Below are 11,914 nucleotides of genomic sequence, written 5' to 3' on the forward strand. Positions count from 1 at the left end.
TAACTTACTCTCCATTTTTGGAAACAATACCTAATTTACCAGGGTTTGAGCCTTAACTGAACCGTATTGAATTATAGCAACGCTTCCAGTCAGGAGGCCACTGGGCGGTTTCGTCAGCGGCTTGCAAAGCTCTGACTTCAGCTTCGAGTGCTGTGGCGTGGCGCTGCATGATGATTTCTAGTTGCAAAAAGTGTTCTTCGGGCGAGCGCAATTTTTTTACATCCTACAAACGTAATAACAGTGATTTTACCGGACATCAGATTGCCCACTTCTTCATCACTAATAATAATTTCCCACATCAAACCTGGTTTCGACGCACAAGCACGCGGATTCCTCAATCACTTAATTCCTTCTTCAAGCAATGCTTTAGCTGTTGAGCCAGCACCTCGACGCAGGGCTTTCTCAGCATAGTCAGATGATTCCCAGGAACCCTAATCACCTCTACTCTTTGGGTAGTTAACTCGCTCCAGCCAAGAGTCGGATCTTGATGACCCCTGCTTAGCTTTTCCCTCGATCTAAACAGAGTAATTCGTTGCGGATAAATTTTCGGTACATAGCTGAGAGTTGCTTGACTGTTAGCCTGAAATACAGTAAACATTGAGGGAATTGCCAGCTCGCGCCAGCTTCTTTCTTTTGACTCCTGAGATAGGATGCTAACAATAACGGCCTGTTTCCAATTCCAGCGATGCAAAAAATTAGCTGCCAAATTAAGCATCTTATTTAATTTCGGAATTTTGGCAGCAATACCGCCACTTTGAACATTTTCCGCAGTAGCCACCAAGCGAAAATAATCTACTACAAAAGGCCAGATAGAGCGCGAAACAGTAGTCAGAATAAACTTGCAACCGTCCCAAAAAGAAGGTTTGTTAGCAGAAACCGGCGCTAAAGTATCCAACACAGCAAGTAAAGCCACTTCATCCCCGGCTGCGAGCAACTGTTGAGCCATCTCAAAAGCAACCAAACCTCCAAAAGACCAGCCTCCTAAAAAATAAGGCCCTTTTGGTTGAACGGTACGCAAGGCTGCGATGTAGTCAGCCGCCATGTTTTCAATGCTAGTTAGCGGAGAACTTTCGCCGTCAATACCCTTTGGTTGCAGCCCGTAAAACGGTTGGTTTTCTCCTAGCTGAAATGCTAACTCGACATAAGGAAATACGACGCCAAAGATGGGATGGACGCAGAAGAACGGGGGATTTTTACCGCGAGGCTTAATTGCAACTAAAGGCGACCATTTCAGAGAATTTGTTCCTGAATTTAGCGAATCGGCTAAACCTTCAATTGTCGGATTTAAAAAAAGAGCAGACAGCGGCAACTCGCGCTCAAATTGCTGGTTAATCTCATTGATGAGGCGGATTGCCAGCAGGGAATCTCCACCCAAATCGAAGAAGTTGTCGCGAATGCCAACGCACTCTGCGTTGAGGATTGTGGCCCAAATTTGGGCGAGGGTTGACTCGGTTGGTGTGCGAGGTGCAATGCAGCTTTGATCTATTGAATTGCTAGTTAGATTTCCAGGTGCAGGTAGGCGCAGGCGGTCGATTTTGCCATTGGGAGTTAGGGGCAGAAAATCCATCGCCACAAAAGCATTGGGAATCATGTAATTGGGCAGTTGTTGTTTGAGGAAATTCCGTAGTTCCCCAGGATTAAGAGTCTGATTGTGGTTGGGGACGACATAAGCAACTAGGCGTTTGTTGCCCGACAAATCATCTGCAGCAACCGCCGCTGTTTCTTTGACTGCTGGATGCTGAAGCAGCAGCGCTTCAATTTCTCCCAATTCTATTCGATAACCGCGAATTTTTACCTGTTCGTCTGTGCGACCTAAAAACTCAATATTGCCGTCGGGAAAATAGCGAGCTAAGTCACCAGTTTTATAAATTCGTTCTCCTGCTTTCTGGCTAAAGGGATTAGCAATAAATCGCTGGGCGGTTAATTCGGGGCGGTTCATGTAGCCTCGCGCCAATCCGCTGCCGCCGATGTACAATTCACCGGGAATTCCCACGGGTACAGGCTGTAAATTTTTATCTAAAATATAGAGTTGAGTGTTAGCTATTGGGCGGCCGATGGGCGGTTTTTTGCGTGAAGCGAAGCTATCCCCCAGGGAATCGCCAATTTCGGCCAAACTTGACCAGACTGTCGCTTCTGTAGGGCCGTAAGCGTTAAAAAATCTGCGCCTGGAAGCCCAGCGTTTAACAATATCCGGGGAACAGGATTCCCCAGCACAGATGATTGTTTGCAGTGCGGGAAGTTCGGCGTTTGGAAGGACAGCTAGCAGCGAGGGCGGGAGGGTAGCGTGGGTAATAGCATTGTCCTGCAAAAATTGGATTAATGTTTGTCCGGGCAACAAAGATTCTTTCTTGGCACAGTAAAGTGTTGCTCCGGTTCCCAAGGCCATGACAATCTCAAAAATTGAGGCATCAAAGCTCAGGGATGCGAATTGCAAAATGCGGTGATTTGAGTTTAAGTTAAAAGCTTCTATTTGAGCTATGGCTAAGTTGTAAAGTCCCCGATGTTCGATTAGAACGCCTTTGGGTTTTCCGGTTGAACCCGATGTGTAAATGACGTAGGCTAGGTTTTCGGGTAGGATATTTGTAGTTGGATTTTCTGGGCTTTGTTGGGCGATAATTTCTCTGTCGGAGTCCAAACACACTACTGAAAAAACTCCGTAATTTTCCGGCTGCGTCAAGTTTTGTGCTAAGTGCTGCTGAGTTACCAAAATCGACACCTGAGCATCTTCTAACATGAAGTTAAGCCGCTCTTGAGGATAAGTTGGATCTAAAGGCAGGTAGGCTGCGCCTGCTTTGATAATACCTAGCAATCCGACGATCGCATCTAAGGAACGTTCTACACAAAGGCCCACTAAAACTTCTGGTGCTGCTCCCAATTGCTGCAAGTAATGGGCAAGTTGGTTGGCTTGGCTGCTGAGTTGGCGGTAGGTTAACTGCTGGTTTTCAAAGACGGCGGCGACAGCATCGGGCGATCGCGCGACTCGCTCTTCAAATAGGTGATGGAAACACTGGTTTTGCGGATAATCTCTCTGAGTGTCATTCCAATCGATTAATAATTGCTGGTATTCTGGGGCTGTCAGCAAAGCCAAGTCGCTGAGGCGGTGTTTGGGATTGGCAACAATGGCTTCAAGCAGCGTTTGGAAATGTCCCGCCATGCGCTCAATTGTGCCGCTATCAAATAAGTCTGTGCTGTAGACAAATTGCCCTTGAATACTTCCTGCATTTTCCCACAAGTGGCACTCTAAATCGAGCTTGGCGGTTCCCGCGTCAAAGTCGATCGCCTCTCCAACGATTCCCGGCAATTCTAGCGCTGCTACAGGAGTGTTTTGCAGGCTAAAACTAACTTGAAATAGGGGGTTGCGGCTCAACTCGCGATCGGGGTGCATTTCCTCAACCAACTTCTCGAAGGGCAAATCTTGGTGAGCGTAGGCTGCCATTGCGACGTTTTTTACCCGATGCAATAGTTCCCGAAAAGTTGGATTTCCTGATAAATCTGCACGCAGCACCAAACTGTTGACAAAAAACCCGATTAATGCTTCTAGTTCGCTCAGGTTGCGGTTGGCGAGCGGCGTTCCTACTGCAATATCTACTTGTCCAGTATAGCGGTACAGCAAAGTTTGAAAAGCGGCTAGTAGAGTAATAAATAAAGTCGCCCTTTCTTGCTGGCTCAATGACTTTAGCGCCTCGCTCAAAGCAGGTGATAGCGTTATAAATTGTTTAGCGCCGCGGTAGGATGGAACGGCTGGTCTTTGCCTGTCTGTTGGTAGATTTAGTGCGGTAATTCCGTTTAACTGCTGCCGCCAATAAGCTAACTGGGTTTCTAATACTTCGCCCTGCAACCATTGGTGCTGCCATTCTGCAAAGTCGGCGTACTGCACGGGCAGTGCTGGTAAGTGCGAGATCCCATTTTTTACAAATGCTGTGTAGAGCGTTCCCAGCTCTCGAATTAGCACTCCAATCGACCAGCCATCAGCCACAATATGATGTAAATTCAGCAACAATATATGTTCTGTTTCACTCAGTTGTAAAAGCATTACTTTAAATAACGGCCCGGCGGCTAAATCGAAAGGGCATTGCGCTGCATCGGTTGCGAGTTGCAGCGCTGCGGTTTCCTGCTGAGTTGGCGAAAGATTTTGTAAGTCGATTGTGGGGAGAGATACGGTTAAAAAGGGAGCAATAACTTGTACGAGTTCCCCTTCCAAAAGCGTAAAAGTAGTGCGTAAAGTTTCGTGCCGCTGCACAATTTCATTGAAAGTTTGCTCTAAGCATCTTAAGTTGAGCGAACCAGTTAAGCGGAGCGCTGCTGAGACATTGTAAAAAGGATTACCCGGTGCTAATTGATTGAGGAACCAAAGCCGCTGCTGAGCAAACGATGCGGGGAAGACGAAAACTTCTGTTTCTTGCTGCATATTTATCGAAATTGCACCCGTTCTACCGTCCTAATTTTTATTTACTTTCTTGATTAAAAGAGGATAGTTTCATCCGCCGACTGTTCCGAGAAATCGCCACTAAGGCAGGAGCTTTAATATTAGCATCGCTGTCTTTTAAATTTTCCACAATCTTAGATAATTCTGCAATTGTCGGCGCTTCAAAAACCCGGCGCAAAGGCAACTCTACCCCGAAAGCATCTCGCACTCTAGAAACAAGCTGAGTCGCCAGCAGCGAATGGCCTCCTAATTCAAAGAAATTGTCCCGGATACCCACTCGCTTTATCCCCAAAACCTCAGCCCAAATTTTCACTAAAACTTCCTCAATAGAAGTCTGAGGCGCAACATAACTGCCAGCCCATTCTAACTTAATCGGCTCCGGTGCAGGCAAAGCGAGGCGATCGACCTTTCCGTTAGCCGTCACAGGTAGCGACTCCAGCACCACAAAAGCCGACGGAACCATATATTCCGGCAGTTTTTCTGCTAGAAAAGCCTGCAACTGCGGCACTAATTTCCGTGCTGCTTTAGCTTGTAAGGGATTGTTAGCATAAGAGCGCCAAGGACGCAAGTTATCGCTTCGGGTTTCTGGCACAAAATCTCTAATTTCGCCCCGTGCAAACACCACATCGTAGCGCCCTTGACCGTCGGAATTAGACCAACTAATATTAACATTATACGGAACTTCCAAAGCATACCACGCTTCGGGATCGACTCCTAAATCCTCGACTTTTTCCACGGCTTTCTGCAACTGACCTGCAGTTGAAAATTTATCGACAACAGACAGCAACTCGGCCGCCTTAACTGCTGCCGTTACCCGCGCATTAGGCACATTAGCAATTCTTAAAAGATCGAGTTGATTTTGCAATAATATTTCTTGCACCTTGGTAACAGTCAGATTCTGATTTTCATCCAACCAATCCAGCCGTTTTTCGGCGCCGCACTCCCCTTTTGGCGATGATTTGGGGCGTGCTGTTTCCGACGCAATATGCAAAATAGCATTGTACCGAAAATCAGTTAACTCATTGCGATCGCTACCGCGAATTAATTGAATTTCTACGCCGTCAATCTGCGGAAAGCGGTGTTTTAATGCGCTAAAAAAATCTGGTTCAATAACTAACTCTGTTTCTTGAAAAATTTGCATTTGTACTCGCTGCTGCAACTGTTCGCACGTGAGAGAAGGTTCGGCTTGATACAGTTGTACGGAAGCGTGGAAAGCTGCCAGCAACGGCAAGCTGCGGACATCTCCGATGAATATAAAGCCGCCGGGGGCAGTTGCTTTGACCGCACCTTCTAGCACCTGCACGAGATAGTCGATATGCGGGAAATATTGCACGACAGAGTTGAGAATTACTGCGTCAAAAGCTGCTGTCTCTACTCCTTCAAAATCAGTCGCCATTTTCTGAAGCAACGTTACATTAGCTAACTGTTGGTTTGCCAAGTGCTGCTGAATATAGTTGAGCGAAATAGGTGAAAAGTCTGTGCCGCAATATTGAGTGCAGCGAGAGGCAATTTGGAACAGCAACAAACCTGTGCCGCAGCCAATTTCTAACACTCGGCTAGGCTGCAAAGCTAAAATTTGGGCGGCTTGATTTTTCGCCCAGTCGCGTATCTGTTCTGCTGGGATTGGTTGATTAGTATAACTGCTATTCCAGCCGACAATATTAAAGGTGGGATCTGAGTCAACAGCAGGTTGATTGTAAGTTTCATTGTAGAGCATTTGCCACTGCAAAACCTGTTCGTCCTGCAATTGCATTATTTGGTTTTTTTCGCGGGCAACGCTATATTCAGGATTCAGGGCAATATAAGCTACTAAACGTTTATCTCCCTGTCCATCTTCCGAAGCTATTGCTACAGTTTGCTGCACGGCGGGATGTTGAGTTAATACTGTCTCGATTTCTCCTAATTCGATGCGGAAACCGCGAATTTTTACTTGTTCGTCAATGCGTCCCAAAAATTCAAGGCTGCGATCGCCTCTGTAGCGCACTAAGTCGCCGGTTTTGTAAATTCGCTCTCCTGAATTTGGTTTAAAAGGATTGACAATAAAGCTTTGTGCGGTTAAATCTGGGCGGTTGAGGTAGCCGCGAGCGAGTCCGTTTCCGCCGATGTACAATTCGCCAACAACGCCCACTGGTACGGGCTGCAAATATTTGTCTAATATGTAGATTTGAGTGTTAGCAATGGGGCGGCCAATTGTCGGGGCGATGTCTGTTTGCTCTGTTACAGGAATATAACCGGAAGTTGTGACGACGGTATTCTCGGTTGGGCCGTAATTATTTACTAGCTTAAATGGATGGGATTTTAAAGGATGTTGTTGCAGTTTTTCGCCGCCTGCGAGCAAGATTCGCAACGCTGTTGTTTGAGGCCAATCTAATAGCAAAACTTTGTCGGCTAAAGGTGTTGGCAAAAAGCTAATTGTAATGGCGTTTGATACTAACCAGTTTTGCAGTTTTTCAGGATCTCGCCTGATGTCATCTTCTGGAAAGTAGATGCTAGATCCCGCGGCGAGATAAGGCCAAATTTCCCACCCGCAAGCATCAAAGCCGATCGCTGCAATTTGCGTTGCCCGATCGCCCGCTGACACCCCAAACTCTCTTTGATGCCAAAAAACGAGATTTAACAAGCTCGCGTGCTCAATTTCAACTCCTTTCGGCTTTCCCGTGGACCCGGAGGTGTAAATCGCGTAAACCAGATTTTCGGCTGTGGCTGCGCTGGTGGGATTGTCGGCGATTTCTTGGGAAATCATCTCCCATTCTGTGTCTAAACAAATTATCTGTAAATTGGGCGAGCGCAAATTCTCTATCCATTGCTGCTGAGTTAACACAACAGATAATTGAGCATCTTTTAGCATAAAGCTCGATCGCTCAGCAGGATAGCTCGGATCTAAAATTAAGTAAGCTCCTCCCGCTTTCAGGATACCCAACATCCCCAGGATCAGATCGAGCGATCGCCCGCAGCAAAGCCCGACTAAAACTTCCGCCCCAACCCCCATTTTTTGCAAATAACGTGCTAGTTGGTTGCTGCGGAGATTTAGCTCTCGATAGGTGACTCGCTCATCTCCAAATACCAGCGCCACCGCATCCGGTGTCCGATCGGCTTGCTTTTCAAATAGCTGATGGATGCACAAATCTTGCGGATAATCTGCCTGAGTATTGTTGCATTCAACTAACAAACGATCGCGCTCTTGGGCGCTCAAATATTGCAAGTTTGCTATGCGCTGTTCGGGATTTGTAACAATCCTTTCTAACAAGGTTTGAAAATGCCCGATCAGGCGGGTAATCGTAGCTTCATCAAATAAATCGGCGCTGTAAATAACCATGCCGCTGATACCCTCGGAGCTATCAACCCACAGCTTATTGCTGGGCGATTGGTTGCTTCCCGAGCTGTTGGGCGATCGCTCCCACAAATGAAACTCCAAATCAAACCGCGCTGTACCCACATCTAACTGCTGCGGGCTGAGTGTTAATTCTGGCAATTCTAACTGATTCCCCGGCGCGTTTTGCAGCGCAAACGCCACCTGAAATAAGGGATTTTGGTTCAACGCGCGATCGGGGTGCAGTTCTTCTACTAACTTCTCAAACGGCAAATCTTGGTGAGCGTAAGCTCCTAATGCTACCTCTTTAACTCGGTTTAAAAGTTCCCGAAAAGTTGGATTTCCCGACAAATCTGTACGCAGCACCAAACTGTTGACAAAAAAACCGATTAATGCTTCAATCTCACTGCGGTTGCGATTGGCGATCGGCGAACCTACAACAATATCTTCTTGCTGCGCGTAATGGTAAAGCAACGTTTTAAAAGCTGCCAGCATTGTCATAAACAGCGTCACTCCTTCGCGCTGGCTCAACGTTTCTAAAGCCTCGCTCAGTTGTTTTGGCAGTTGCAAAAATTGCCTTTTGCCTCGGTAACTTTGAATTGCTGGCCTGGGTCGATCCGCAGGCAAATTTAGCATAGAAATGCCGTTTAACTGCTGTCTCCAGTAAGCAAGCTGCGTTTCTAAAACTTCCCCTTGCAGCCATTCGCGCTGCCATTTGGCAAAATCAGCGTACTGGACCGACAAAGCCGGTAAAGGCGAAGGTTTTTCGCTAGCAAATGCCGTGTAAAGTGCGCCTAATTCCTGAATTAGCACTCCGATAGACCAACCATCGGAGACAATGTGGTGCATATTCAGCATTAGTAAATATTCGGCATCATCTAACTGCAATAATGTGACTCGCAGCAACAAGTCATTGGACAAATTGAAAGAGCGTTGAGCTTCCTGGGCGGTGAGCCTGTTTGCTTCAGTTTGTCGAGATTCCTTTGGCAAGTTTCGCAATTCCACTACATTAATCGGGAGGTGGAAAGCAGCAGCTATTCTCTGAACAGGTTGCCCCGAAACTACTGCTAAAGTCGTGCGTAAAGCTTCGTGGCGGCGCACAATTTCATTGAAGGTTTGTTGCAGCGCCGAAAAATTGATCGAACCTGTCAAACGCAAGGCTGCGGGAACATTATAGAAGGGATTGTTCGGTACTAATTGGTCGAGAAACCACAAGCGCTGCTGTGCAAAGGAAAGCGGTAGATTTCCGTCCCGCCCCATAGGAAAAATCGGTGTAGGAGTGAAACTAGAAGTAAGATTAGCTGCTTTTAAAAATGAAATAATTTCGGCTTTTTTCTGAGAAATTTGGGCGCGCAGTTCGGGTGTAAGAATTCCTTCGGGAGCGTTGCAGCGCAGGATCTCGCCCTCAACAAAAATATTAATATCTAGACTGCGAAGGTAAGATAAAAACTCAACTAACTCCCCCCTGACAGAATCTCTGGCATTTGGCGATGAACTCGCTATTTTTGGATCGGGCATTTTGAGTCATCCTGTCATTACTTGGGCAAATCAATCAAAGAAATTCCACCAGCGCACAAGTTAAGAGCTTAACCGATCGCTTGCTTACTGTGGCCTAACCTGAGTATGATTCTGTTTGAATCCGCAACCAAAATCCTACCCAAGGTTTCAGCTTATGCCGTTCATGCCTTTCAATTTCCTGTTCCTATGGCTGGTGGGACTGCTGTCCATCGGGGTACTTGGCGCAGGTATATACATTATTTACGAATGGTACATCGGCGAACTTGTAGGGATTTCCTACTTAGTCAGCGGAATCTTAATGCTTCTTTGGTCTGTTGGCGGCCGCTTTATCAGTTTGCCGCTGTTCCGCCGCCCCGGTGCTGACGAACCGAAGCCGACGCGGACGGGTACGGTTCAGCGAGTAGAGAGACCTGATGGCACTATTTTACAAGTAGAATTCTACGGCCCAGAGGACGGACAGCCGATTATCCTCTCCCATGGTTGGGGGCCCAACAGTATGGTTTGGTATTACGCGAAACGGCAACTAAGCGATCGCTTCCGAGTGATTGTTTGGGATCTTCCAGGTTTGGGGAAATCCACTCGACCAAAAAACAGCGACTACTCCCTAGAAAAATTTGCCCGCGATCTCGAAGCCGTCATTGCCATAGCAGGAAATAAACCTGTTATCCTACTCGGACACAGCATGGGCGGCATGATTGCTCTAACATTCAGTCGGCTGTTTCCAGAACTTCTCGGTAGTCGAGTAGCGGGTTTAATTCTGGTAGATACCACTTATACTAATCCCGTCAAAACCGCTATTTTTAGCGGTTTATTACGCGCTTTGCAGAAGCCGCTGCTTCAACCTATCCTCTATCTCACAATAGCTCTTGAACCGATTATGTGGGGAATGACTTGGCTGAGCTATCTCAATGGTTCACTGCACATCAGTGTAGAATTATCGGGATTTAAAGGCACTGAAACGCGCGGTCAATTAGAGTTTTCCGCTTTCTTATCAGCCTTGGGTTCTCCCGGCGTTCTCGCTCGCGGCACATTGGGAATGCTCAAATTTGACGAAACAAAAACTTTGCGATCGATTGACATTCCTGTGTTGGTGATATGCGGCGATTCAGATATTGCCACTACCCCCCCAGCTAGCCTGCGAATGAAAGCAGAATTACCTCAAGCAGAGCTAGTTACTATACAGAAAGGAGGACACATGGCATTAATGGAACATAACCAGCAGTTTGCCGAAGCTGTCAGGGCATTCTGCACTGAAATTTCGTGACTAAAAATGTGAGTTAAAATCCTGTAGGTTCTGGCTGGGGATACCCTATTTTTCTTCTTAGTCTTAATGTACCGAACTAAAGAAGAATCTTTGATAAAGTGATAATAAAGCTTGTCCCCTTGCCCTCTACACTTTCAACCGTAAGTGTCCCTTTATGGGCTTCAATAATACTCTTTGCTAAAAATAATCCTAATCCCCAGCCGGTTTGCTCCTCAGCACCAATGGTTCGACGAAATTGTTGAAAGAGGATGGATTGAGCGTCTAGGGCGATCGGATCGCCTTCATTATGGATAGTAAGGCTGATCTGCGTTTCAGTTTGCTGGAGCGTGAGTGTAATAGGCGTACTAGGCGCACCATATTTCACAGCGTTAATTGCTAAATTTTCAATCACCCGCCGTATTTCTTTACGGCTGCAAAAAGTCCTCATTTCAGAATTAGAGACTACAACAAACCGCTCTCCATACGCGAAGCTCAAATCTTCTACCACCTCTTGGACTAGCATCACAAAATCGCATTCTTCAAATTCAATCTTTAAGCTCTGCCCTGCCCGCAGCCGACTCGCATCAAGCAGATTTTGAATCATCGAATCCAGCCGATTGATCGCATTGAGCATCCTTGCGGCCACATCCGTGTTGGTATCTCCTCGTTCCAGCCGCCGCAGAGTTAGTTGAGTTCCCATTTTTACGACATTGATGGGATTTCTGAGGTCGTGAGTTAACGTCACCATAAATAGTTCTTGAATATCTCGCAGCGTTTCGGAGAATTGAGTAGCCGCGTCATTAACGGCTTGCTCAATGGAGCCGATAATAATGTCTCTATCCTGCACTTCCAAAGGTGCTTCTTCTTCTAAAACTTGAAATATTACTTGACGGAGGAGGTGATACTCGAAAATGAGGTGACTCATGGAGTAGTCCGCATACCCCGCCCGTTCATGCCCATGCAGCTTGCCAATCCGTGTACTTTCTACCTCGTCGGCTGTAATTCGGGCAGATGTCCTGACAATTCTGTTTGAGAGTTCATCTACCAGTTGGTTTAAGTAGAGAGGTAGGGAATCTTGCAAGACAAGAGAATCTTGATGCGTTGATGCGCTGACTTCCTCACGCGCCCGCTTCTCCCACATCCGCATAATTTTTTCAGCATTTTGTTTAAGACGGTCAGACGCTTGGTTGGACATCGTTTCGGATTTTCTTGATGACTGGCTGTTGAGAAAACATTTTCTCCCTTATTTTTAATGCCCTGCAAGCAATTTTGCAAGTATATAGGCAGCCTCAGCCTTTAGGAGGTTAGCAAGTAACAGGTCTACATCTCCTCGTGAAGCAGACTTGAATATAAGTTTCCATTGCGGTAATTTCTACCGACAGGCAAATGCCAAAAAACAATCAAAATCATCCAATTA

At 46.6% G+C, this 11,914-nt stretch carries 5 protein-coding genes; 1 reads left to right on the plus strand and 4 read right to left on the minus strand.

The window, feature by feature from the left end; translation table 11 throughout:
- Positions 1 to 52 precede the first annotated feature (52 nt).
- The 3 genes from QUA57_RS21640 to QUA57_RS21650 form a co-directional block, all read right to left on the minus strand.
- Positions 53 to 211 carry a hypothetical protein gene (locus QUA57_RS21640; protein WP_333063534.1) on the minus strand — a complete coding sequence of 53 codons (159 nt, stop codon included), beginning with the start codon at positions 209 to 211 and terminating at the stop codon, positions 53 to 55.
- 123 nt (positions 212 to 334) lie between these two features.
- Positions 335 to 4,408 carry an amino acid adenylation domain-containing protein gene (locus QUA57_RS21645; RefSeq protein ID WP_333063533.1) on the minus strand — a complete coding sequence of 1,358 codons (4,074 nt, stop codon included), beginning with the start codon at positions 4,406 to 4,408 and terminating at the stop codon, positions 335 to 337.
- Positions 4,409 to 4,445: 37 nt separating this feature from the next.
- On the minus strand, positions 4,446 to 9,254 hold the full coding sequence (locus QUA57_RS21650) for an amino acid adenylation domain-containing protein (RefSeq protein ID WP_333063532.1): 4,809 nt from the start codon (positions 9,252 to 9,254) through the stop codon (positions 4,446 to 4,448).
- Positions 9,255 to 9,408: 154 nt separating this feature from the next.
- Between QUA57_RS21650 and QUA57_RS21655 the strand changes: the two genes are divergently transcribed.
- Complete coding sequence (locus QUA57_RS21655) at positions 9,409 to 10,518, plus strand: alpha/beta hydrolase (protein WP_333063531.1); 1,110 nt, start codon at positions 9,409 to 9,411, stop codon at positions 10,516 to 10,518.
- 76 nt (positions 10,519 to 10,594) lie between these two features.
- Here the strand turns inward: QUA57_RS21655 and QUA57_RS21660 are convergent, their stop codons facing one another.
- Positions 10,595 to 11,692 (minus strand): HAMP domain-containing sensor histidine kinase, encoded by a 1,098-nt coding sequence (locus QUA57_RS21660; protein WP_333063530.1) that lies wholly within the window; start codon positions 11,690 to 11,692, stop codon positions 10,595 to 10,597.
- Between the last annotated feature and the right edge of the window lie 222 nt (positions 11,693 to 11,914).

The sequence above is a fragment of the Microcoleus sp. Pol7_B2 genome (assembly GCF_036701035.1).
GTDB lineage: Bacteria > Cyanobacteriota > Cyanobacteriia > Cyanobacteriales > Microcoleaceae > Microcoleus.